General features: G+C 41.4%; 17 protein-coding genes, 1 tRNA gene and 2 rRNA genes. 2 read left to right on the top strand and 18 right to left on the bottom strand.

The window, feature by feature from the left end:
- Positions 1-30: 30 nt before the first annotated feature.
- From NSQ79_RS00875 to NSQ79_RS00855, 5 genes are all read right to left on the bottom strand, one after another.
- On the bottom strand, positions 31-3,834 hold the full coding sequence (locus NSQ79_RS00875; RefSeq protein ID WP_175062533.1) for a glycoside hydrolase family 66 protein: 3,804 nt from the start codon (positions 3,832-3,834) through the stop codon (positions 31-33).
- A gap of 460 nt (positions 3,835-4,294) precedes the next feature.
- Complete coding sequence (locus tag NSQ79_RS00870) at positions 4,295-5,260, bottom strand: IS3 family transposase (protein WP_045771628.1); 966 nt, start codon at positions 5,258-5,260, stop codon at positions 4,295-4,297.
- Positions 5,257-5,934, bottom strand: coding sequence for a helix-turn-helix domain-containing protein (locus NSQ79_RS00865; RefSeq protein ID WP_175062532.1), 678 nt, complete (start codon positions 5,932-5,934; stop codon positions 5,257-5,259). The genes NSQ79_RS00870 and NSQ79_RS00865 overlap by 4 nt, the downstream gene beginning before the upstream one ends.
- Positions 5,935-6,013: 79 nt before the next feature.
- A complete protein-coding gene (gene dtd / locus NSQ79_RS00860; RefSeq protein ID WP_049529219.1) occupies positions 6,014-6,457 on the bottom strand; it encodes a D-aminoacyl-tRNA deacylase in 444 nt (147 codons plus the stop codon).
- 12 nt (positions 6,458-6,469) lie between these two features.
- A complete protein-coding gene (locus NSQ79_RS00855) occupies positions 6,470-8,689 on the bottom strand; it encodes a bifunctional (p)ppGpp synthetase/guanosine-3',5'-bis(diphosphate) 3'-pyrophosphohydrolase (protein ID WP_049529220.1) in 2,220 nt (739 codons plus the stop codon).
- Positions 8,690-8,856: 167 nt separating this feature from the next.
- Here NSQ79_RS00855 and nrdI point away from each other — a divergent pair, with 167 nt between their 5' ends.
- Positions 8,857-9,315: a class Ib ribonucleoside-diphosphate reductase assembly flavoprotein NrdI gene (gene nrdI, locus NSQ79_RS00850; protein ID WP_013989963.1), complete on the top strand. Its 459-nt coding sequence runs from the start codon at positions 8,857-8,859 to the stop codon at positions 9,313-9,315.
- Positions 9,316-9,356: 41 nt separating this feature from the next.
- On the opposite strand, the gene NSQ79_RS00845 is transcribed toward nrdI, so the two are convergent.
- The 9 genes from NSQ79_RS00845 to tig form a co-directional block, all read right to left on the bottom strand.
- Positions 9,357-11,897 (bottom strand): bifunctional 2',3'-cyclic-nucleotide 2'-phosphodiesterase/3'-nucleotidase, encoded by a 2,541-nt coding sequence (locus tag NSQ79_RS00845; RefSeq protein WP_049529221.1) that lies wholly within the window; start codon positions 11,895-11,897, stop codon positions 9,357-9,359.
- 164 nt (positions 11,898-12,061) lie between these two features.
- Entirely contained in the window at positions 12,062-12,805 is a 744-nt protein-coding gene (locus tag NSQ79_RS00840) for a 16S rRNA (uracil(1498)-N(3))-methyltransferase (protein ID WP_048790369.1), read from the bottom strand.
- A complete protein-coding gene (prmA, locus tag NSQ79_RS00835) occupies positions 12,806-13,759 on the bottom strand; it encodes a 50S ribosomal protein L11 methyltransferase (RefSeq protein WP_013989960.1) in 954 nt (317 codons plus the stop codon).
- Between the two features lie 52 nt (positions 13,760-13,811).
- On the bottom strand, positions 13,812-14,285 hold the full coding sequence (locus NSQ79_RS00830) for a GNAT family N-acetyltransferase (protein ID WP_041817322.1): 474 nt from the start codon (positions 14,283-14,285) through the stop codon (positions 13,812-13,814).
- On the bottom strand, positions 14,285-14,719 hold the full coding sequence (locus NSQ79_RS00825; RefSeq protein ID WP_013989958.1) for an NUDIX hydrolase: 435 nt from the start codon (positions 14,717-14,719) through the stop codon (positions 14,285-14,287). Before NSQ79_RS00825 ends, NSQ79_RS00830 begins: the two co-directional genes overlap by 1 nt.
- 15 nt (positions 14,720-14,734) lie before the next feature.
- Positions 14,735-15,205 (bottom strand): DUF3013 family protein, encoded by a 471-nt coding sequence (locus tag NSQ79_RS00820; RefSeq protein ID WP_014633685.1) that lies wholly within the window; start codon positions 15,203-15,205, stop codon positions 14,735-14,737.
- Between the two features lie 94 nt (positions 15,206-15,299).
- The gene (locus NSQ79_RS00815) at positions 15,300-16,904 is read right to left on the bottom strand and encodes a CTP synthase (RefSeq protein WP_073686610.1); all 1,605 of its coding nucleotides are present in this window, start codon (positions 16,902-16,904) and stop codon (positions 15,300-15,302) included.
- 252 nt (positions 16,905-17,156) lie between these two features.
- A complete protein-coding gene (gene rpoE / locus NSQ79_RS00810) occupies positions 17,157-17,732 on the bottom strand; it encodes a DNA-directed RNA polymerase subunit delta (RefSeq protein WP_002885605.1) in 576 nt (191 codons plus the stop codon).
- A 157-nt stretch (positions 17,733-17,889) separates the two neighbouring features.
- A complete protein-coding gene (gene tig, locus NSQ79_RS00805) occupies positions 17,890-19,173 on the bottom strand; it encodes a trigger factor (RefSeq protein WP_002885606.1) in 1,284 nt (427 codons plus the stop codon).
- Positions 19,174-19,315: 142 nt separating this feature from the next.
- Here tig and NSQ79_RS00800 point away from each other — a divergent pair, with 142 nt between their 5' ends.
- Positions 19,316-20,158 (top strand): mechanosensitive ion channel family protein, encoded by an 843-nt coding sequence (locus tag NSQ79_RS00800; protein WP_049529224.1) that lies wholly within the window; start codon positions 19,316-19,318, stop codon positions 20,156-20,158.
- A gap of 107 nt (positions 20,159-20,265) precedes the next feature.
- Here the strand turns inward: NSQ79_RS00800 and NSQ79_RS00795 are convergent, their stop codons facing one another.
- The 4 genes from NSQ79_RS00795 to NSQ79_RS00780 all read right to left on the bottom strand — a co-directional run bounded on the left by NSQ79_RS00795 (position 20,266) and on the right by NSQ79_RS00780 (position 24,095).
- Positions 20,266-20,763, bottom strand: a complete 498-nt coding sequence (locus NSQ79_RS00795; protein WP_049529225.1) for a sigma factor — start codon at positions 20,761-20,763, stop codon at positions 20,266-20,268.
- A gap of 154 nt (positions 20,764-20,917) precedes the next feature.
- Positions 20,918-20,991: transfer RNA gene (locus NSQ79_RS00790), tRNA-Asn, on the bottom strand.
- A gap of 5 nt (positions 20,992-20,996) precedes the next feature.
- A 5S ribosomal RNA gene (gene rrf / locus NSQ79_RS00785) occupies positions 20,997-21,112 on the bottom strand.
- A gap of 83 nt (positions 21,113-21,195) precedes the next feature.
- Positions 21,196-24,095 (bottom strand): 23S ribosomal RNA (locus NSQ79_RS00780).
- Positions 24,096-24,177 lie beyond the last annotated feature (82 nt).

Here is a 24,177-nt window from a genome sequence, read left to right as displayed (position 1 = left end):
ACTCCTTGTTTACACAAAGAGTTCTACTTATTATTTATCAACTTTTTTTGACATCAAGAAGTTACGAAGAGCTGCAAGGGTTGCCGCACCTGCAAGGACAATAGCTGTAAGGATAGCTACAGCATGTTCTCCCCACTTGTGAGATTTTGCTGTTTTAGCAATTGTAGCCTTAAGGTCTTCAGTTGTTCCTTTTTCACCTGTTTGCGTCGTTGTCTTACTTGCAAGGTTAAGATCTTGACTACCACTGTAAGTGTTATCTGACGAAGCTGTATTGACAAGGTCTTGACGGCTACTGCGAGTATAGCTGACATTTGTTGTAATGCTATCAATCATCTCAACAATATTTCTGATTGTTGTTGCATCATACAAGCCTCCCTCAGTATCTTTCAAGATAGATACTGCTAATTTTTCAATAGAAACTTCTGAAGAAGCTGCTACCATAGAGTGAGCTTCTGAACTTGCTGTTTCTGAATATCTTGCATAGTTGCTAAAGAGTGATGCTGCTTCTGTAATCGTTTCAGAAGTACTTGGTAAGTTTTCTGAGACGCGAGGAGCTACAGAGAGTCTATTCCAACTATTGATGTTTTCTGATAGTCCATCAAGGAGGACTTCCTCAGACGTGCTTACTGTTTCTGAAATCGCCGAAGTTACTTCTGAAGTGCTCACTTGACTTTCTGATTCTGTCAATGAAACAGCTGGTTCTTCAACTACTTCTGATTCTGAAACGACTGTGCTGATTGAATTCTCTGATTCAGATGCTGAAGTCTCTGAAGTTGATGCTTCTGAACTATTTTCAGTTTCTGAGACCTTCGATGATACTGTTGTGCTTTCTGATACTTCTGACGGAGCAACTGAGACAATTGTGCTTGTAGTTTCTGAAACAAGGCTAGTGCTTGCCTGACCTTCTGATTCTGTCAAAGAAGCCACTGGTTCAACTACTGCATGTGATTCTGAAATTGCTGTCGTCGTTGAAATTGTTGACTCTGAAGTCGATGCTTCTGAACTATTTTCAGTTTCTGATGCTTCCGATGATACTGTTGTGCTTTCTGAGACTTCTGACGGAGCAACTGAGACAATTGTGCTTGTAGTTTCTGAAACAAGGCTAGTGCTTGCCTGACTTTCTGATTCTGTCAAAGAAGCCACTGGTTCAACTACTGCATGTGATTCTGAAATTGCTGTCGTCTTAGATACTGAGTTGTCATCTTTCTTATCATGTGCGGTCTCTGACACAGCTATCGCCACTGGAACAGCTGCTGAGTTTACCAACTCGTCAACTGATGGTGCTGGTTTAGTTGTTTCATCGAGTTTAGGAGCTTCAACAGATGGTTTCTTATCAGTTGGAGACTCTGAATCTTTGGTTACTGTTGTATTTTCTGATTTAGCTGTTTCTGAGCTTGCTTCAGATGTTACGGTATTATCTACTTTCTTACCAGCTTGGTTAGTAACTGGTTTCAAGATAACTGGTTCTACCGGTGTTGCTGTTGTGTCTTCCTTGATATAGAGCATGTTCCAAAGAGTTAGTTTAGGAACTGAAATGACAAGCACTGGTTGACCATTTTCATCTGTTTCAAGACTTGCTTGTGCCTTCTTCATGTTTGAAGTTGCCCAATCATCTGGTGACGTCACATAGACTTGATTGGCAATTTTAGCAGCTTCTTGAGCTGTTTTACCTGCTAGGCTAAGACGAACTGTGAGATTTTCTTGTGCGTCCGGTGTTTTATTGTCCGCATAACCCTCTTCATTATGCCAGCCCGCATTGATGCCCATCATGTTAATCATTTGAACAGTTGAGAAACCTTTTCCTGATTTAGCAAATGTCCAAACTTGATCTCCTGTTACACCTAGAGCATCCTTAGAAAGGATTTCACCAGCCGCATTCTTGGTAGATACAGACTGAGTGCTGTTAGTCACACCCTCACCACGGAGAAGATTTTCATAAGCAGTGATAAACTGTTGGTAATTGTAAAGCTTACGAATAGTGTCCTTAGCTACACTGAGGTATTGCGTTGGGTAATAGGCACTTTGAAGAACGTTAAGGGCTGCATTAGCATTGGCAAGGGCTGCAATGGACATGTGATAGCCACCGGCTGCAGCTACTGTCGCATCTACGAGAAGTGTCGCATCAGCTTGCAATGGTTTACCAGCAAGGGCATCTTTACCCGCACCGTTAGTTGCTTTTCCGCCAGGAACAGTATAGTCAATACCTGGTTCTTCCATGTAGGCACCAACGATAAGTGATTTACCAGTTTTATTGCGTACCATATCGATACGTGCTTTCAAATCACCATAGGCAACCTGCATACGTCCTGGAATAACTGAACCACCGTTTGTCCAAAGCTCATTATACACAACATCTTGACGTGCCTTGGCTAGTTTATCATCATTACCACCATTAACATCATTGATTGTGATGTAGTACTTTTCACCGATGAGGTCTTTCATGGCATTAATAAATGACGCATATGAATCAGACATCATGTGTGAGTCAGCCTCGTCTGTGCTGTTACGGTGCTCATAATCAGTCACACGGTTGTCACCAATTGTATCACCTTGCCAACCATCGAATCCCATACGATCCATAGCTGATTTCATGACACCTGCGATGTATTTTTGCCAATCTGGATTCGCCGGATCATAGTAAACTTGAGTTGGGTTATCACCGATAGTGTAAGTCATCGGTTCACCCTTCTTACCAAAGCTATCGTAGAAGTTATAAGCCAAAGCAGCAAGTGGAAGGGCTGGATTCTTTGGATTTGAATCTGCTGAAATCATGTTATAAAGCATGGCAACAGCACCTGACTTATGAACTTGGTCAACCAATTCTTTAACAGCCTTAGTGTCAACTTGAGTGTGACTCCAGGTATTCCATTTTTGAACAAAGCTATCGACACCCTCTGGGAAAGGATCTGTAGCTTCGTTATAAGCATCATAGAAGAAATATGAGTTGATATTCATAGACTTCATGAGCTCAAGCTCTTTACGGTAGGCTTCAAGATTTTTAACAAGAATACTGTTTTGATCAGTTGGCGAACCTGCTACGATACCGTAACGTGGGAAAACTGTCCAATCATCTTCAACAGACAAGCCAGCACGCTTGCTTGACAAAGTACTACCTGATTTATCATTGACACTGATTGTCACCAAGTAACCTGTATTGTTTGTCAACCACTCTGACGCTACTGTCAAGTTTGAAACCTTAGCTGAAGCTCCTGCCGCTAGCGTAAGGTCAACGTTATCTTGACCGATGATTTCTGAAGCATGTTGAAGTGTCAAGTTGACAGTCATCGTCTTAGTTTCTGCTGTTGGATTAGATACAACAACGGAATAATTAATATCACCATCTGTCTTGCTATAGGCTGCTTTTGTTGTTTCTGGATCTGTCAAGTAGGCATCACCATTCAAGTTTTGCTCTGTCACTTCTGTAACTGGTGTTACTTGAGCAGTTGAATGGCGTCCTGCTTCAGTAGCATTATCAGATGATGATGTGATAGTTTCCACAGCAGCTGACTCAGGAGCTAATGCTTCACTGGCTACAAGCGTTTCTGAACTAGCACTCTCTTCTGGCACAGCTTGTGAAAAGATTGTAGAAGCTGTCGCTGTTGTTGCAGTATCTGTCGCAACAGCGGCAGATGATGGACCTACTTCTGTTGTCGCTACTGGAGCAACGGCCTCAGTTGGTACCACCACCAAGTTATCTGCTTCAGTTGTAATAACTGGTTTTGTTGCTTCTGAACTGACCACGTTATCTGCCTTGGCGACCTGATTCATCCCTAGGACACCACCGGCTACAAACAAACCTGATAATAATTTAGTTGACGCTACTTTCTTTGACATATCTCTCTATCCCTCTAAAAAAGTTTAAATCACCTCGGCGTTTCAAATTATCACTATTTGTATTTGCATGCTGTAAACTCGAGTTATTTTTAGTTTCATAAAAATCGCTTGGTGTTTCTTATGAAACTAATGTTAACTTAATCTTTTTTGTAAGACAAGGGAATTTCCGGTAATCCTCGTAAACGGTAATTTTTTCATCATGAATGGTCAGGTTTTTTCAGAAATTTGAGAGCAACATTTTCTAATTTCATTAAATATTCACTTGATTCAGTCTACTTAAAATGAAAAAATAAATCCTAAATAATGAAAATCCATCACCTAAATAGTTCATGTGAGAGAATTAAAAAAAACCACCTCTCACACAAGGTGATATGCCCCCTGTCAAGTAGACAGGTTAAATATCTAAAAAAGTGTCTGTTTTTGAAGGTCAGTCGTACAAAATAAATGTACGGCTGTTTTTTTATGCAGACCACTTTGACTTGTACTTTTCAATTTTGTTATTCTTAGCGATTGGGTATGACAAAGGATGTTCTGATGTTAAGGCAGCGTTTCTGACTTCCAAAGGCGTTCTACAGTCATATCTGCTTTGTGGACGCTCTTGACAGTAAAATCGGATATAGTCTTTGATGGCATATCGGAGGGAGGCCTCATCTGAAATCTCATACATCTGATACATTTCCGATTTTATAATTCCCCAAAAACCTTCTATTGGTCCGTTATCAATACAATGGCCTACTCTTGACATGGATTGAATCATATCAGTATCTTTCAGCTTTTTTTGAAAGTTTTTATTGGTATATTGAAACCCTCTATCGCTGTGAAATATAGGCTTAGCTGTGGGATTTTTTTCAATAGCTTTGTCAAATGTTTTGAAGACTAGCCGATTGTCATTTCGACCACTTATGACAAAAGCAATAGGATAGCGGTCATATAAATCAAGTATGGCACTCAGATAAAGTTTCTTATGAGAGTTAGGAATCTTAAACTCTGTAACATCTGTTACCCATTTTTTGTTCGGAGCAGTCGTATAGAAGTTTCTTGATAACTTATTTTCTGCAGTTTCTTCAGACTTGGCAGTCTTGTATTTTTTCCTTTTCTTACGGATAAAAGCGTGAATATCGAGTATTTTCATAATTCGGTGAATTCTCTTTCTTGAGTAATTCGTATGATTGAAATGATTGATCCAATCGGTCATTCTTCGGTATCCCAAGATGTGTGAAAAACGTTCGTCATATTCTTTAATTAATTCCGCAATTTCGCTGTTTAATTGTTCTTGTTCTGGAACTATTCTATGTTTCCATTTATAAAATGCAGACCTCGTAATGCCGAGCTGATGACACATCCAGCTAATGCTCCACCCTTTATTTGTGTTGAAGTCTTCAATCGCTAAGTATTTTGATTCGTGGCGCTGTTTCCCTAGCCTCACATCCTTCCGAATTCTTTCACTTTTTTTAAGAGTTCAACAGCCATATCCTTTTCTTCTAACTGACGTTTTAAGCGCACATTTTCTCTTCGTAAACGTTCTAATTCATCAACCTCATCATCTAGTTTGTGATGACCCCTTTTGTCAACTAAACCTTCTTCACCATCACTATCATACTTTTTCACCCACGAATACACTTGGCTATAAGAAACATCATAAAGTGACGCCGTTTCCTTATAATTGCGATTGTGTTCAATACAATAATTGACAATCTCTTTACGCTCATCAATAGTAGTTTTACGTCTTGCTTTTGCCATATAGACCCCCTGTTTTGGATTGTAATCCTTAAGTTCTATATTGGCATTACACATCCTAATCCACTTTCTTAAAAGTCCTGAAGAAATATCATACTGATGACCTAAATCAATAGATGAAGCCTCACCACTAATACATTTTTCTACAAGTTCCATTTTAAATTCTTTTGAATAGGAACTGTTTTTTGTTTTCTTTGTGAATCCTAAAATCCCATATTTTTTATAGATGGCGGCCCAATCTTGAATCGTCCTTGTGGAAATATGGAGACAGTTACATATTTCAGATCTGGAACGATTTCCATTAATATAATCGAGACAAGCTTGTTCTTTCTCGTATGGGGTGAATCTTTCTCTTCTAGACATAAAAATACCTCTTAAGTAGATTTTAGGTATTTACCTTGTCTACTTAAGAGGTATCATATCAAGGCGAGAAATAGTTTGTTTATCTATTTTTAGTATCTAAAATAATGGTCACAGGTCCGTCATTGACCAGACTAACCTGCATATCTGCACCAAAGCGGCCTCTTTCTACAGGAACATGAGTTGACAAGGATTGGTTGAAATCGTCATAGAACTGGCTAGCCATGTCGGGCTTTGCAGCACCCGTAAATGCTGGTCGATTCCCCTTTTTCGTATCTGCAAAAAGCGTAAACTGAGAAATCGACAAAATCTGGCCGCCAATATCCTTAACAGAAAGATTCATCTTGCCATCTTCATCTGAAAAAATGCGCATATTGACAATCTTACGAACCGCATAATCCAGATCCTCTTTGGTATCCTCTGGACCAACCCCGACCAAAAGTAAGAGGCCCTGATTAATAGCACCAACCGTAAAATCCTCAATAACCACAGAGGCACTTTGCACACGCTGAATTACAATCTTCATCGCAGTAACTCCTTAACCATTCGTACGTTTAACACTGTAAACATCAGGGATAATTTTAATCTTATCCACAAGACCAGTCAATTCAATAAGGTTTGCAATTTCAAAGCTAACGTGAATATTGGCAAACTTCATGTCCTTAGTCGGTTGTGCATTGACCGTAGCAATGCTCTTGGTCGTATTTGACAAGATTTGAAGAACATCATTCAACAGACCAGAACGGTTAAGGCCATAGATGTCAATCTCTGCCAAATAAGATTTATTGGCATTACGTTCATCCCACTCCACTTCGATTAGACGTTGCTCATAACCTTCTTGACTCTTGATATTATTACAATCTGAACGGTGAATAGCAATTCCACGGCCCTTGGTGATATAACCTTCAATCTCATCTCCAGGTACTGGGTTACAACACTTAGCGATACGCATGAGGAGACCTGAAGCACCTTGAATGATGACGCCATTTTCACTCTTAACCTTGAGAACTTCTTTCTTCTCAGTCTTAACTTCGCCACCGTTCATTAGCTCTTCAGCTTCAGCTTTTGCCTTAGCACGCTCTTCCTCACGGCGTTCTTTTTCTGTCAAACGATTGAAAACAGCAGCAGCACTAATTTCACCAAAACCAACAGCGGCATAGAGAGCTTCTTCACTACGCACACTCATACGAGGGAGAATCTCCTCAATATGTTTCTTGTCTAGGTACTTATTGGCAATATAGCCATGCTCTTGGAAGTAGGCAATCAACAGCTCACGACCTTTGGTGATAGAGGCTTCCTTGTCCTGATTTTTAAAGAATTGACGAATTTTATTTCTGGCCTTGGTGGTCTTAACCATCTTAATCCAGTCACGGCTAGGACCAAAGGAATTGGCATTGGTGACAATTTCAACCACATCGCCTGTCTTGAGTTTGGCAGTCAAGGGTACCATACGGCCATTAACCTTAGCACCTGTGGCCTTCTCACCGACTTGAGTATGGATGGCATAGGCAAAGTCAATAGGTCCTGAATCTTTAGGTAATTCCTGAACAGCACCATTTGGCGTAAAGACATAAATACGCTCTGAGAAGATATCCTCCTTAACAGAGTCAACAAACCCCATAGCATCACCATTTGAGGCATCTTGAAGTTCAACAAGATCTTTGATCCAGTTCATTCCCAAAGCAGACTCTTTCGAATCTACCTTGCCCTTGATACCTTTCTTGTAAGCCCAGTGAGCTGCAACCCCGTATTCGGCAACTTGGTGCATTTCCTTGGTACGAATTTGGATTTCAATAGGCCCTTTTGGTCCATAAACCGTTGTATGGATAGACTGGTAACCATTGGATTTAGGATTGGCAATATAGTCTTTAAAACGGCCAGGCATCGGACGCCAGAGCTCATGGATGTATCCCAACATGGCATAAACATCACTATGCGTCTTCATGACACAACGGATGGCAATCAAATCATAGATTTGATCGAAGCGCTTTTTCTTGTCGCGCATCTTACGATAAATAGAGTAGATGTGCTTTGGACGACCATAAACATCACCAACAAGTCCTTGCTCAGCTGTGTAAGTCTTAATTTTATCGACAATCTCGTCCACAAGTTCCTCACGCTCACGACGTTTTTCCTTCATCATGTGAGAAATCTTGTAAAATTCCACCTCATTAAGATAACGGAAGGCCATATCTTCCAGTTCCCATTTGATACGGCTGATACCCAAACGGTGAGCCAAAGGAGCATAGATTTCCATAGTTTCGCGAGAAATGCGCTCTTGCTTATCCTTACGAAGATGCTTAAGGGTACGCATATTGTGCAAACGATCGGCCAATTTAACCAAGATGACACGGATATCCTTAGACATGGCCATAAGCATCTTACGGTGATTTTCAGCCAACTGCTCCTCGTGGGACTTGTACTCAACCTTACCAAGCTTAGTAACACCGTCCACGATATTTCGTACATCCGTACCAAAATCCGCTTCCAAATCATCGAGCGTTTTTTCGGTGTCTTCAACGACATCGTGTAAGAAACCACAGGCTACTGTCACTGCATCAAGATGGAGATCTGCCAGGATACCTGCCACTTGAATAGGGTGAATAATATAAGGTTCTCCTGACTGACGAGATTGCCCACTATGAGCATCTGTCGCATAATGCCAGGCTTTTTCAACTAATTTCAAATCATCTGCTGACATGTAGGCCGAGCAAATGTCTAAAATTTCTTCTCCTGTTACATTTTTATCTTTAGCCATGATTTCTTCCTTCGCTTCTTTTAATAACCTTTATTTTATCACTTTTACAAGTAAAGAAAAAGAGCTAGATAGGCAATTCTTAAGCGCAAGGAGCTAACTTGAAAAGCACAATATCTTGTGTTAGAATGATTGAACAAACACAAGATATAGATAGAAAGAGGACGCTTATGTCTCAACTTACCCTCGTTTATATTAGTCTAAGCGGTAATACCCAAAGCTTTGTCAAACGTATGTCTGACTATCTGTCCCTCAACCACGGGATTGAATGTCGCCAAATCAATATTAAAGAACTTAATCATGAAACCTTCCAAGTAGATGAACCCTTTGTCGCACTCTTGCCAACCTACCTTGAAGGAGGAAATGGCGTTGACAATGGAGATGTTGAAATCCTAACCAATCCACTGGGGGACTTTATCGCAGCCCATGACAATCATGAACGTTGCTTTGGTATCATCGGTTCTGGTAACCGTAACTTCAATAACCAGTACTGCCTAACCGCCAAACAGTACAGTCAACGTTTTGGCTTTCCAATGTTGGGAGACTTCGAGCTACGCGGCACACAGTCTGATATCGAACGTCTAGCACCTATTATCCTAGAAGCACAAAAGAACTTTAACCAACGATAAAACTAGAGCAAAAAAGCCCTGATAGGGGCTTTTTCCTTTGCTTAATTTTTTTCGTGTTTTTTGATTCCAAAGAATCCAGCCAAGGTCATAAGAACCAGACCAGCTAAAGTTGCTGACACAGATTCGTCTGAACCAGTGTTTGGCAAGGCCTTAACTGAACTTGAACCTTGGGCTTCTTGTACTTGAGCTTGAGGCAAGATAACGACTTGAGCATTTGACAATTGGATAGCTGGAACAGGTTTAGCCACGCTGGCACCTACAATAGCTTTTGGTGTCTCACGCTTAGTTTGATCCGCTGTCTCAGAACCTTTTGGTAACTTCTCAGATTCTTTCTTAGTCGTATCCTCAACTTGATTTGCCTTTTCCTTAACAACCAAACGATACTCTGCAAATCCGGCTTGTGTTGATGGTCCTACATAACTAATGGCATCCTGACCAGCAAGGTGGGCACGCGCATTGTCAGATGAAGCAAAACGGATATCTGCATTCGTGATATTAGGGACGAAACTCCAATTTCCATCGGCACTCGGATTAATCGTTTTCTCACTAACAATATAGTCAATGATGGCCTGACGATTCTCAAGATTGAGGAGACGTTTTTCTGCAGCATCTTTAACACCAGGGAAGTTACCAGTCGCACGATAGTTGTTAGTCACGACAAGGAAAGTCTGATTCAAATCAATAGGTTTCCCTTGATAAGCCAAGTCACGAACACGACTAGCGTCTGGGTTAACCAACTTACCTTCGCGATCATATTTGTTAGGTTGTGTCAAATCGAATTTATAAGTCAACCCATCAATCACATCGTAATTGTATGAGCGATAGCTACTGTTAATGAGTTGCTGTGGTTCTTTACTGTTAGGATCAATTTGATTGAACTGTCCTGCAGACATTTCCAACCATTCTTTAATTTGTGCCCCAGTCACTTTGAGTAGGGCAGTAACATTGTCGTAGAGGTAGAGGTCCGCTACGTTCTTAATGGCCAATGGACCAGCTGGAATATCGGTATAGTAGGTCGCATCTCCACGAGTCCCTGCCTTGAAAGGTGCAGCTGCTGAGAGGATTGGGAGATTTTCATCTGCTGTTCCCGCTACTTGTTTTTTAGCATACCATAGTTGTGCATTATTAACGATTTGAATAGATGGATCATCCTGAACCTGAGCAAAGTAGCTAGTAATCGGTGCTGTAGTCTCACCAACTTCCTTACGAACATAGTTGATTGTTCCATTATGATCATGAGCTGCCATGTCAATTAAGTCCTTGTCCGCAACATCTGACTTAGTGTCAATCTTTTCAAGCTTAGCCTTACTGTTAACAACTTTCCATTTGCCATTCGTGTAAGTCAATTTGACATCCATGATACCTAGATGATCCCCGAATTTACCAGCCATAACCACAGGTTTCCCATTGATTAGACCATTGACATCATCTACACCAGGGTATTTCGCATAAAAACTTGTGCCATCTCCATTTGGGAAATCCGCATGAGAATGCCCTGTCGCAACAGCATCAACACCTTCGATACCAGCAATTTGGTAACCTTCATTTTCCTCGTTCTTAGTGTATTCATTGTCACCAATACCAGAGTGAGCAGCAACAAGAATATAGTCAGCTCCTGCAGCCTTCATCTTAGGAACGATAGCCTTAACAGCCTCCATTGGATCATCAACGGTTACCTTACCTTCAAGGTTGGCCTTATCCCAAACCAAAATTTGTGTTGGAAGGACACCAGTAATACCGATTTTTAGTGTTACCTGTTTGCCGTCCGTATCGGTAAAGGTCTTGTTAACAATCTTATAAGGATTGTAATAGTAATCACCAGTCTGAGCATTACGCACATTAGCATTGATAATGTTAATCTTAGCAGCCTTAACCATACGATCCAAAAATTCTAGACCATAGTTAAACTCGTGGTTTCCAAGCGTTTCGGCGTCATACCCAAGCATCTCGAAAGCCTTGTACATAGGGTGAGTCTCACCTTGGGCAACAGGATCAATCAAGGCCTTATAAGTCCCAAAAGGAGTTCCCTGAATCGTATCCCCACTATCCACTAAGACCGTATTGGGATTAGTTTCACGGGCTTTTTTGATAAGGACAGCAGTTTTAGACAAACCAACTGTTTGAGACGGCTTATCTTGATAATAATCATAGTTAACTAAGTTGGTATGAAGGTCTGTTGTTGACAAAATCTGCATATCAACGGTCTGCCCCTCATGAGCAGGCTCTGTAACAGTTTCAGCCTGTACTGGCACTGCTGGTGTCACCTGATTGGCATTCGTCAAAACAGCACTGGCTTCTTGACTCTCTTGGGTCGTTGAGGTATTAGCTGATGGCTCTGTAGATGCATTTGTCGCTACTGTTGTTGGTGTAGCAGAGACAGTCTCTGTTCCTCCTTGAACAGCTGTCCCAGAAGTTCCTTGTCCTGATACTACTGATGCACCACTATCTGCCACAGTTTCGGTAGAAGCAGTTGGTACTGGTGCCGTTGCTTCATCGGCTTGCCCTACGACTTGTGGCACAGTCAAGAGAGCAAAGAGGCCCAAAACCACAGCGGATTGAGTCACATAACGATTCGTTTTCATTAAAAATCTTCCCCTTTTATAAAGATAATACAATTATATTAAACCTAAATAAGATTATCAACTTTTTTAGAATTACTCGATTCGTCATACAAAACCAATGAGAAGATTCAATCTTAGCTTAAAAGTGTCAAATACGAAAAAGTTGGAACAAGGCCAACTTTCTCTTATTTATTCAATTCTAGGGCATAACTCACACTACTCAAAGCGTAGAGAGGAGCCGTTTCCGTCCGCATAATACGCGGTCCAAGGCCAATTTTAAGGCCACCAGCTTCCTCAAAAGCATCAATCTCAGACGGAGAAATACCACCTTCTGGTCCAAAGATAAAGAGAATTTTCTGACCACTCTCTACCTGAGCCAACTCACGAGCTAGAGTAGCCAACTCGCCTGCTTTGGCTGTTTCCTCATAAGCGATAAAAATCTTATCAAAATTATCTAATTCTGGTAGAAATTCCCCCTTCTTCTCGAACAATCTAACTTCTGGAACACGATTACGCTTGGATTGTTCTGCAGCTCCTAGAGCAATCTTGGCAAGTTTATCTTCCTTCTTGGCAAGCTTCTTACCATCCCACTTAACCACAGACCAGTCGGCAGGGAAGGACCAAATAGCCTGAGCTCCAAGCTCTGTTGCCTTTTGTGTCACCAACTCTAGCTTATCTCCCTTGGGAAAGCCAGAGGCAATGGTTACAGATACAGGCATCTCAACATTATCATTTAAGTCTTCAATCACTTCAAAGATATGATTCTCACGGTCAGTCACACGCGCAAGACGCTTGATACCGTCTTCAAAAACCAAGACAACCTGATCATCCTCTGTTAAACGCATAACGTTAAACATATGCTTTACAGTATCCTTGTCTTTGATGATTACTGGATTTTCAACCTGCCCCTTTATAAAATACTGTTGCATTTAGCCTCCGATCACACCTGAAATATCATCCGTCTTTTTGAAGACACAGGCATTCCACTCTCCCTGAACCATGTGAGTTTCTAGGAAGAAACCAGCTTTCTCAGCCGATTCACGCACCATATCCCATTTTTCAGAGATAATCCCTGACATAATCAAATAACCTTCATCCTTAACCAAACGGTAGGCATCTTCCGTCAGATGGATGAGAATATCCGCCAAAATATTAGCCACGATAACATCAGCTTCTTGAGTTACACCCTTCAAAAGATCACCTGCCGCAACGTGGATATTTTCCATGCCAGGATTCATATCAATGTTTTCCTGTGCCACTCGAACCGCCACATCGTCAAGGTCATAGGCATAGATTTCCTTAGCTCCAAGAAGAGAGCTAGCAATCGAGAGGACACCCGAACCAGTTCCCACATCAATCACCGTCTCGCCACCACGAAGCACCTGTTCGAGTGCAAAAAGACTCATCTTAGTCGTTGGGTGTGTTCCGGTTCCAAAGGCCATGCCAGGATCTAGCTTGATAATCTTCTCACCTACTGATGCCTCATAATCCGTCCATGACGGTACGATAGTCAAATCGTGGGTAATGCGAGCTGGTTCATAGTACTTCTTCCAATTCTCAGCCCAGTCTTCTTCAACCAATTCTTGAGTAGCCAAGTGAATATCTCCAGTTTCAAGACCAAAATCCGTTAACTCAGCCAAACGCTCATTAACCTGCTTAGTAATAGCCTCGATATCTGCCGATTCAGGATAGTAAGCCGTAATTTTAACCGTCTCAACCTGTTCAACCTCAGGATAAAGCTCACCAAAACGGTCTGCATTTTCCAAATAATCTGCACTATCATCAATAGCCACACCTTGACTACCAGATTCAATTAAAATATTAGAAGCCGCCTCTTCGACCTCACGATTAACCTCAATCGTTAGTTCTTGCCATTTGTCCATATATTTTATCAACCTATATAAGAGATTCAGTCGAAGAACTGAACCTTCCTTTCTATTTCTCTATCATTTTTTTCATGTAGACCATATCCATACCTTCTTTTTCAGGTTCGATATGGGTTTGACGATAGCCGTTTTTCTCGTAGAATGTGACCATGCCTGCATCCTGTAACACCGTACACAAATCCCATTGTGTGACAGTTGGAAATTCCATTTCTAGCAATCTCAGACCCTCAGAACCATAACCTTTCCCTTGATACTGGGGCAAAATCGCTGCCGTTCCCAACCAAGCTTCCGTTAATTCTTCATTGGTCTGAACTCGTAAAAATCCGATCTTCTCTTCGTTGTCTTTCACAAAGTAGTAATAGCTATTGGGACGCTCTACCAGTTTCCACTTGATTCGTTCGCAATCCTCTAGATAGGGATCATATTCATCTTGGTATTTGTCATAAACTGCCTTAAAACTGGCTCTTTGAATGGCAATAATCGTTTCTAAATCTTCTGCTCCGACTCTCTCAAGTGTTATCATCATTTCTTCTCCACATAATCACGTACTCGTTCCTGCAACTGGGGAATGACACCTTCTGCTTTTATAAAATCCTCTACAGGCATTAGTTTAAATTCCTGCCCCTCGTCACCAAAACGAATCTCACGATACTGCTCTTGGCTAATTCGGCCAACCACAAAGACAGCTGACCTATCTTTATCCAACATACTAGGATAGATTTTCGACCAAATAATCGATTCCTCTGTCAAAGTCAAGCCCAGCTCCTCCCAGACCTCACGTTGAAGACATTCAAGAGGCGTTTCTTGACCTTCTCTTCCACCACCTGGCAATTCCCATGTATTTGGCCAAGGAATATCTGGTTTATTATCTCTGAGAATGACCAAAATACTTTGCTCTACGAGTAAGGCAGCCTTAACACCTGTAAAATCAAACTGATCTTTTAAATAAGCATCCATCCCTTTTCGCTCCCTTTAATACCTCGGATAAGCAAAAAATTCCTTCTCTTCAAGTTGAGCTTTCCCTTTTTCGAAAGCTTCTTTGTCCCAAACCAAACCAAATTCCTCAGGTCCATCATCAGATAGAAAATCCATCAAGTCACTCAATCCTTCTGTCGCCACCTCATTCAAGGTCTCCGCAAAATAGGCCAAAAACTCACGAGATAGACCTTTCTTAGGTTCATATGGGATTGTCACTAGGTAGTCCTCTTCATCAAAACGTGATTTTGCTGGATTATAAAAGAGTACGTAGTCTTCAAAAATAACATCTTCATCAGATACTTCACCCTTATCATCAATAGTCTCCACATTGCTACTGTTTTGCGCTTCTAGGATAAAGGTTACTTCCACAGCGTGATTCTTTTTATCCCAGTCCATCGCAAAATCATAGTCCAGGTGCTTATCCAATTCTTCTTCTAATACTGACAAAAAGCCGAATTTAGCCATTTGTTTTCCTCGTTCTTTCTTATTATTCCCTTTATTTTAGCATAAAAGGAGCCAATAAAAAACAGAGTAGGCTGTCCCACTCTGTCCTAGTTTATTATTTAGCATTTTCAACCGCTGCTGTCACAAAGGCAGTGTAAAGTTCTTCAGCATGATTTGGACGACTATGGTATTCTGGGTGGTATTGCGCTGCCACAAAGAATTTCTTGTCTGGGAGTTCTACAACTTCCATCAAACGATTATCTGGTGACACACCTGAGAATACAAAGCCCTCAGCCTCAAACTGTTCACGGAACTTAGTATTAAATTCATAACGGTGACGGTGACGACGTTGAACAACTTCTTGGTTGCCATAAGCTGCAGCTGCCTTAGAACCTGGTTTCAACTTACATGGGTAAAGACCAAGACGAAGAGTACCACCCATGTCTTCAATGTCAATTTGATCACGCATAATATCGATAATTGGATATTTTGTGTTTGGATCAAGCTCAGCTGAATTAGCGCCATCCAAGTGAAGAACATGACGAGCAAACTCAATACATGTCAATTGCATACCAAGACAGACACCCAACATTGGCACATCATTTTCACGTGCATAACGAATAGCTTGAATCTTACCTTCCGTACCACGTTGACCGAAACCACCAGGCACGATGATTCCATCAGCATCAGCCAAACGAGAAGCAACATTTTCGACAGTCAAATCATTAGCATTGACCCAGTCAATATCAATAGCAGTATCATTTGCCAAACCAGAGTGTTTAAGTGCCTCAACCACTGACAAGTAAGCATCATGAAGCTCCACGTACTTACCAACAAGGGCAATCTTAGTTGTCTTCTTAAGATTAAGTACCTTATCAACCATAGCAGACCATTCTGTCATATCTGCAGCTGGAGCATCTAGTTTCAAATGATCACAAACGATTTGATCCATACCTTGAGCCTGCATATTAAGTGGCACTTGATAGATATGTTCCACGTCGAGTGATTCGATAACAGCCTCAGGTGCAACATCACAGAACTGAGCCAATTTATTCTTGATCCCTTGACCAGCAGGTTGTTCTGTACGAATAACCAACATATTTGGTTGGATACCCAAACCACGCAATTCCTTAACAGAGTGTTGCGTTGGTTTTGTCTTCATTTCACCAGCAGCCTTCAAATAAGGAAGAAGCGTTGTGTGGATATACATAACGTTGTCAGAACCAACATCAGCCTTCATTTGACGAAGTGCTTCAAGGAATGGGAGACTTTCAATATCCCCAACCGTACCACCAACTTCAGTGATAATGACATCTGAATCAGTCGTTGTCGCTGCACGCTTAATCTTGTCTTTCAAAGCATCTGTGATATGCGGAATCACCTGAACAGTCGCACCAAGATACTCCCCTTTACGTTCCTTACGCAAAACTTCGCTATAAATCTTACCAGTAGTCACGTTAGAGTATTTATTAAGATTGATATCAATAAAACGTTCGTAGTGACCAAGGTCAAGGTCAGTTTCAGCACCATCATCAGTCACATAAACTTCACCGTGTTGGTAAGGACTCATTGTCCCTGGGTCAATATTGATGTAAGGATCGAATTTTTGAATCGTAACCTTAAGACCACGATTCTTAAGCAAACGTCCAAGACTTGCAGCTACAATCCCTTTACCAATTGAAGATACCACACCACCAGTGACGAAAATATATTTTGTCATGTTAACTCCTTATAATATAATTCAAAACAACAACAGATAGTAGATTGATTACCCACTCAGATAATCACGACAGCCCTTTCCTAGTACCTGATGGGAGCGGTACAAAGTACCTCACCTTAGACAAGTCCAGTAAATGACTAAAAACAAAAATGACCCCCAAGAGTTTCACTCTGGGAGCCTTAATCATGACCTCTTCAAAAGAGGTGCCCGATAAATAGTCTAAACTATCCAAGACCATTTGTCAATGAAAACTTAGTCGTTTGACTCATCCTCATAGTCATCGTCATCATCTTCTTCTGACAACTCAACATCATCCAAATCATCATCTGGAATAATTTCATTCAACTCAGAGTCATAAGATTCCACTTCGGCTTTCTCATCATCTTCGCTATCGTCGTCATATTCAAGACTATCAGAATCAGGTGTGAAGTTTTCGTCTTCTGGATCATCGTCATTATAATCGATGGCATCTTCATCACCATCCATGAAGGCATTAACTTTCTTATTCTTGCGTTTTGGTGCATTTTCATCAGTATCTTCCAATGTGATGACCTCTTCATCGATTTCATCAATTGCATACCATGAACGCAAGCCCCATTTGTTATCACCTAGTGGAATGAAACTTCCATCCGTATTCAAATCTGAATAAAAGAATGGCAAAGCATTGCGGATATCAGCATCCGATTTTTCTAAGTAATTTTGAATTTCATTGACCAAATCATTGAAATACATTTCATTATCACGACCACGTGTTTCTAAGATAGCACGGGCCACTTCAATCATTGATAATTCACTTTTTTCTTGTCCAGCAAATACGTCTAGTTCCAAAGTGGTTCTCCTTCATTCTTACTCAAGCTAGTTTCTATCAGAAATAGCTCAGCAATCAATTTTTCGCTACCTTTTATTTTACGCTAAAAAGAGTCAATAGTCAAAGCATTTATAGAAGAAAAAATCAAGTCTCAACAGAAACTTGATTTTAGTCATATTATTTAACTTTTGCTGTGCTTGTGATAACTTCAACAGCTTTCTTCATAGTGATATCGTGTTTAAGCATTTCAGGTGAAAGAAGTGCAGAAACTTGTGATACTTCCATGTTGTACTCAGCTGCAAGATCATTGATTTCTTTTTGGATTTCTTCTTCTGTAGCGTCGAATCCTTCAGCAGCAGCAACAGCTTCGATAACAAGGTTAGTTTTCACACGTTTGTCAGCGTCAGCTTCATATTGTTTGTGAAGATCTTCTTGAGTTGTACCAGTGATTTGGAAGTACATTTCAGGAGAGATACCTTGACGTTGCATGTTACCCATGAATTCGTTCATAGCACGGTGAACTTCGTCTTCAACCATTTCTGCTGGCAATTCAACGATTTCAGCGTTTTCAACAGCCAAATCAAGTGCAGCACCTTCAACAGCGTCATCATATGCGATTTCTTTAGCTGCTTCAAGTTCTTTACGGTATTTAGCTTTCAACTCATCAAGAGTTTCAACTTCATCGTCAAGATCTTTAGCCAACTCATCATCAAGAGCAGGAACTTCTTTAGCTTTAACTTCGTTAACTTTAGTAACAAATACAGCAGCTTTACCTGCAAGATCAGTAGCTTGATAGTCTTCTGGGAAAGTTACTTTAACTTCTACTTCATCACCAGCTTTTGCTCCAACCAATTGGTCTTCGAATCCTGGGATAAATTGACCTGAACCAAGTTCAAGAGAGTGGTTTTCACCTTTACCACCGTCGAATTCAACACCATCTACTGAACCAACAAAGTCGATAACAACAGTGTCGCCATTTTCAGCTGCACCTTCTTTAACGACCAATTCAGCCAAGTTTTTGCGTTCGTTTTCAAGCTTAGCATCAACTTCTTCATCAGTAACTTCTTTAGAAGCTTCAACTGAAACTTCAAGATCTTTATATGCACCAAGTTTTACTTCAGGTTTTGTAACAACTTCTGCAGTAAGTGTCCAATCTTGACCTTTTTCAATTGATTTTACATCAATTTTTGGTTGTGCAACAACATCAAGACCAAGTTCAGCAATCGCTGCTTCATAAGCTGCTGGAAGAATTGCATTCAAAGCATCATCGTAAAGAGCTTCTTCACCAAATTTTTGGTTAAATACGGCACGAGGCATGTGTCCTTTACGGAAGCCTGGAGCGTTCAAATTCTTTTTAACCTTGTTAAACGCTTGATCCAAAGCTGGTTGAATTTTATCTTGACCGATAGTGAATGTCACCACACCACGGTTAGTGGCTGTGTTTTCAAATGATACAGACATGTAGTCATTCTCCTTAAAATTTTTTATAGATACAGTTTAGTTTACCATATTTCAAAGCCTTTTAAAAGTTTTTTTCTCCAATTTAATCACAAGAAAATCGTTAGGAACTGCTACTTTTTCAAATTTTTGATAAACTAAAGCTATGAATATTTTACAAAGATACATCCAACAATTTAATTTTGAAGAGACCCTAATGGTACTCATTACAAAAGGGATTAAGCTCCTCATTCTTCTCATCATCTTTCTTCTTAGTAAGAAGATTATCAACTTCCTTTTTAAACATACAGTCGGACGCTCTCTAGCTTGGACAATTCAAACACCTGCTCGACAAAAAACCATTGAACGTTTACTACACAATTGCATGAACTACGTGCTATACTTTTTCCTTGTTTACTGGCTTCTTAGTATCCTTGGGGTTCCAGTATCAAGCCTCCTTGCTGGTGCAGGACTTGCTGGGGTTGCTCTTGGTCTAGGAGCTCAAGGCTTCCTATCAGATGTCGTTAATGGTTTTTTCATCTTGTTAGAAAACCAATTTGAAGTCGGTGACTCAGTTGAAGTAGGACCCGTTACAGGCCTTATTTCAACCGTAGGTATTCGAACTACTCAAATTCGAGGATTTGATGGAACTCTCCACTTTATACCTAACAGAAATATCACAATTGTATCCAACAAATCTCGAGGGGATATGAGAGCTCAAATTGATATCCCAGTCTATCCATCAACCGATATCAATAAGGTGACAAGCATCATCCAAGAAGTAAATCAAAAAAACATTGAAAACTATCCTCAAATCTGTGGAGCACCAAATATCATTGGATTAAGCACAACTCCTTCCGGACAACTAGTATTTCGTATTGACATCTTTACAAAAAATGGACAACAAACTCATATCTATGCAGACTTCTTGAAACTTTACCAAGAAGCCCTAATCAAAGAAAATATTGAACTTCCAAGATTCATTGGAAACCCTATAGCAGTAAAATAAATTCATTACATTAAAAACACTTCAAAAGATAGATAAGATGAATCTACTTTCGAAGTGTTTTTTATTCATATTAAACAATATTGCCAGTCAAGGTTCTATATTAAGAATTAATCATCTTCATTGTAAGGATCAAAATCAACCATCCAAAATTTTAACTCTCTGATCATCTTTTTTCGACCTCTAAAACACTCCCCAGCTAGCAAACGGTCTAACTTAGTAGCATCTTCCGAAGACAACTGATTACGGAAAGCATTAAGCTGCTCATCATAAACAAGCCTATCAACAGCATCTAACTCTTTATTTGGAAGACAAAAAGCAATATCTGAAATTTCGATATAACATTGTCGATTAGCTTGTCGTTTTACAGACTCCTGCCTTCTAACCTCATCATTAAGTCTATTCCTAAATTTCGTTTTAAAATAACGCCGTAGCTTATCATCATCAGACTTTAATTCAGGAAACTTTTCTAAAAGCTGATAAAGCGTCATCATAGCCTCTTGCTCCATATCAGCTTGGTCCCAAAGTTGGATGAAATATTGTCTACTAGCCTTAAGTACAATCGGCCTTACAACTTCATATGCGTGAACAAAAATTTCTTGTTCCATTCAACCTCCTATTAATAGATATAATTTTTGTAATTAAATTAATTACGAAACCTATTATAAGAGATAGATAAGAAATAAAATAGCGACATTTATGTCACTATAAAACTGATAAAAACAAAAAAAGCTAGACCTAAATCCAGCAATGAAATCTATACTCCGCCAGTAGGACTCGAACCTACGACATCATGATTAACAGTCATGCGCTACTACCAACTGAGCTATGGCGGATAAACGCTAAGCGACTACCGTATCTAACAGGGGGCAACCCCCAACTACATCAGGCGTACTAGGGCTTAACTTCTGTGTTCGGCATGGGAACAGGTGTATCTCCTAGGCTATCGTCACTTAACTCTGAGTATTCTCAACTCAAAATTGAATATCTATACTGTATCAAGAAACCAAATCGTTGTCAATATGTCTCAGTTACTTTCTTTGGATAAGTCCTCGAGCTATTAGTATTAGTCCGCTACATGTGTCACCACACTTCCACTTCTAACCTATCAACCTGATCATCTCTCAGGGCTCTTACTGATATAAAATCATGGGAAATCTCATCTTGAGGTGGGCTTCACACTTAGATGCTTTCAGCGTTTATCCCTTCCCTACATAGCTACCCAGCGATGCTCTTGGCAGAACAACTGGTACACCAGCGGTAAGTCCACTCTGGTCCTCTCGTACTAGGAGCAGATCCTCTCAAATTTCCTACGCCCGCGACGGATAGGGACCGAACTGTCTCACGACGTTCTGAACCCAGCTCGCGTGCCGCTTTAATGGGCGAACAGCCCAACCCTTGGGACCGACTACAGCCCCAGGATGCGACGAGCCGACATCGAGGTGCCAAACCTCCCCGTCGATGTGAACTCTTGGGGGAGATAAGCCTGTTATCCCCAGGGTAGCTTTTATCCGTTGAGCGATGGCCCTTCCATGCGGAACCACCGGATCACTAAGCCCGACTTTCGTCCCTGCTCGAGTTGTAACTCTCGCAGTCAAGCTCCCTTATACCTTTACACTCTGCGAATGATTTCCAACCATTCTGAGGGAACCTTTGGGCGCCTCCGTTACCTTTTAGGAGGCGACCGCCCCAGTCAAACTGCCCGTCAGACACTGTCTCCGATAGGGATAACCTATCTGGGTTAGAGTAGCCATAACACAAGGGTAGTATCCCAACAACGCCTCACTCGAAACTGGCGTCCCGAGGTCATAGGCTCCTACCTATCCTGTACATGTGGTACAGATACTCAATATCAAACTGCAGTAAAGCTCCATGGGGTCTTTCCGTCCTGTCGCGGGTAACCTGCATCTTCACAGGTACTAAAATTTCACCGAGTCTCTCGTTGAGACAGTGCCCAAATCATTACGCCTTTCGTGCGGGTCGGAACTTACCCGACAAGGAATTTCGCTACCTTAGGACCGTTATAGTTACGGCCGCCGTTTACTGGGGCTTCAATTCATACCTTCGCTATTGCTAAGCACTCCTCTTAACCTTCCAGCACCGGGCAGGCGTCACCCCCTATACATCATCTTACGATTTAGCAGAGAGCTGTGTTTTTGATAAACAGTTGCTTGGGCCTATTCACTGCGGCTGACCATAAGTCAGCGCCCCTTCTCCCGAAGTTACGGGGCCATTTTGCCGAGTTCCTTAACGAGAGTTCTCTCGCTCACCTGAGGCTACTCGCCTCGACTACCTGTGTCGGTTTGCGGTACGGGTAGAGTATAATTAACGCTAGAAGCTTTTCTCGGCAGTGTGACATCACTAACTTCGCTACTAAACTTCGCTCCCCATCACAGCTCAATGTTATAGATATAAGCATTTGACTCATATCACACCTCACTGCTTGGCCAGACACTTCCAATCGTCTGGTTTAGTTAGCCTACTGCGTCCCTCCATCACTATATACTCTAGTACAGGAATATCAACCTGTTGTCCATCGGATACACCTTTCGGTCTCTCCTTAGGTCCCGACTAACCCAGGGCGGACGAGCCTTCCCCTGGAAACCTTAGTCTTACGGTGGACAGGATTCTCACCTGTCTTTCGCTACTCATACCGGCATTCTCACTTCTATGCGCTCCAGCACTCCTCACGGTACACCTTCTTCGCACATAGAACGCTCTCCTACCATACCTATAAAGGTATCCACAGCTTCGGTAATATGTTTTAGCCCCGGTACATTTTCGGCGCAGGGTCACTCGACTAGTGAGCTATTACGCACTCTTTGAATGAATAGCTGCTTCTAAGCTAACATCCTAGTTGTCTGTGCAACCCCACATCCTTTTCCACTTAACATATATTTTGGGACCTTAGCTGGTGGTCTGGGCTGTTTCCCTTTCGACTACGGATCTTAGCACTCGCAGTCTGACTGCCGATTATATCTCGTTGGCATTCGGAGTTTATCTGAGATTGGTAATCCGGGATGGACCCCTCACCCAAACAGTGCTCTACCTCCAAGAGACTTAACATCGACGCTAGCCCTAAAGCTATTTCGGAGAGAACCAGCTATCTCCAAGTTCGTTTGGAATTTCTCCGCTACCCACAAGTCATCCAAGCACTTTTCAACGTGCCCTGGTTCGGTCCTCCAGTGAGTTTTACCTCACCTTCAACCTGCTCATGGGTAGGTCACATGGTTTCGGGTCTACGACATGATACTAATACGCCCTATTAAGACTCGGTTTCCCTACGGCTCCGTCTCTTCAACTTAACCTCGCATCATATCGTAACTCGCCGGTTCATTCTACAAAAGGCACGCTCTCACCCATTAACGGGCTCGAACTTGTTGTAGGCACACGGTTTCAGGTTCTATTTCACTCCCCTCCCGGGGTGCTTTTCACCTTTCCCTCACGGTACTGGTTCACTATCGGTCACTAGAGAGTATTTAGGGTTGGGAGATGGTCCTCCCAGATTCCGACGAGATTTCTCGTGTCTCGCCGTACTCAGGATACTGCTAGGTATAAAGACTATTTCGAATACGAGGCTATTACTCTCTTTGGCCTACCTTCCCAGGTAGTTCTTCTATAATCTTTAAGTCCACGTTGCAGTCCTACAACCCCGAAGAGTAAACTCTTCGGTTTGCCCTCTTGCCGTTTCGCTCGCCGCTACTAAGGCAATCGCTTTTGCTTTCTCTTCCTGCAGCTACTTAGATGTTTCAGTTCACTGCGTCTTCCTCTACATTACCTTAACAGTAATGAGTGACAGGCATTACCTGCCGGGTTCCCCCATTCGGACATCTCTGGATCATTGCTCACTTACAGCTCCCCAAAGCATTTCGTCGTTAGTCACGTCCTTCATCGGCTTCTAGTGCCAAGGCATCCACCGTGCGCCCTTATTAACTTAACCTTATTTTGGTCTTTCGACCTAACTCATTAAATATTCACAGCGTTTCGGTTTATTTTCTTGTTACTATCTATATGTAATTAAT

Origin of the sequence: Streptococcus sp. FSL W7-1342, assembly GCF_037966635.1 — a bacterium.
Taxonomy (GTDB): Bacteria; Bacillota; Bacilli; order Lactobacillales; family Streptococcaceae; genus Streptococcus; species Streptococcus salivarius_D.
This window is presented reverse-complemented; position numbering and strand designations above follow the sequence as displayed.

Excerpts from the sequence above, each read along its gene's own strand:
- NSQ79_RS00875 (WP_175062533.1), bottom strand. The coding sequence starts at position 3,834 with ATGTCAAAGAAAGTAGCGTCAACTAAATTATTATCAGGTTTGTTTGTA.
- NSQ79_RS00865 (WP_175062532.1), bottom strand. The coding sequence starts at position 5,934 with ATGTCTAGAAGAGAAAGATTCACCCCATACGAGAAAGAACAAGCTTGT.
- dtd (WP_049529219.1), bottom strand. The coding sequence starts at position 6,457 with ATGAAGATTGTAATTCAGCGTGTGCAAAGTGCCTCTGTGGTTATTGAG.
- NSQ79_RS00855 (WP_049529220.1), bottom strand. The coding sequence starts at position 8,689 with ATGGCTAAAGATAAAAATGTAACAGGAGAAGAAATTTTAGACATTTGC.
- nrdI (WP_013989963.1), top strand. The coding sequence starts at position 8,857 with ATGTCTCAACTTACCCTCGTTTATATTAGTCTAAGCGGTAATACCCAA.
- NSQ79_RS00845 (WP_049529221.1), bottom strand. The coding sequence starts at position 11,897 with ATGAAAACGAATCGTTATGTGACTCAATCCGCTGTGGTTTTGGGCCTC.
- NSQ79_RS00840 (WP_048790369.1), bottom strand. The coding sequence starts at position 12,805 with ATGCAACAGTATTTTATAAAGGGGCAGGTTGAAAATCCAGTAATCATC.
- prmA (WP_013989960.1), bottom strand. The coding sequence starts at position 13,759 with ATGGACAAATGGCAAGAACTAACGATTGAGGTTAATCGTGAGGTCGAA.
- NSQ79_RS00830 (WP_041817322.1), bottom strand. The coding sequence starts at position 14,285 with ATGATAACACTTGAGAGAGTCGGAGCAGAAGATTTAGAAACGATTATT.
- NSQ79_RS00825 (WP_013989958.1), bottom strand. The coding sequence starts at position 14,719 with ATGGATGCTTATTTAAAAGATCAGTTTGATTTTACAGGTGTTAAGGCT.
- NSQ79_RS00820 (WP_014633685.1), bottom strand. The coding sequence starts at position 15,205 with ATGGCTAAATTCGGCTTTTTGTCAGTATTAGAAGAAGAATTGGATAAG.
- NSQ79_RS00815 (WP_073686610.1), bottom strand. The coding sequence starts at position 16,904 with ATGACAAAATATATTTTCGTCACTGGTGGTGTGGTATCTTCAATTGGT.
- tig (WP_002885606.1), bottom strand. The coding sequence starts at position 19,173 with ATGTCTGTATCATTTGAAAACACAGCCACTAACCGTGGTGTGGTGACA.
- NSQ79_RS00800 (WP_049529224.1), top strand. The coding sequence starts at position 19,316 with ATGAATATTTTACAAAGATACATCCAACAATTTAATTTTGAAGAGACC.
- NSQ79_RS00795 (WP_049529225.1), bottom strand. The coding sequence starts at position 20,763 with ATGGAACAAGAAATTTTTGTTCACGCATATGAAGTTGTAAGGCCGATT.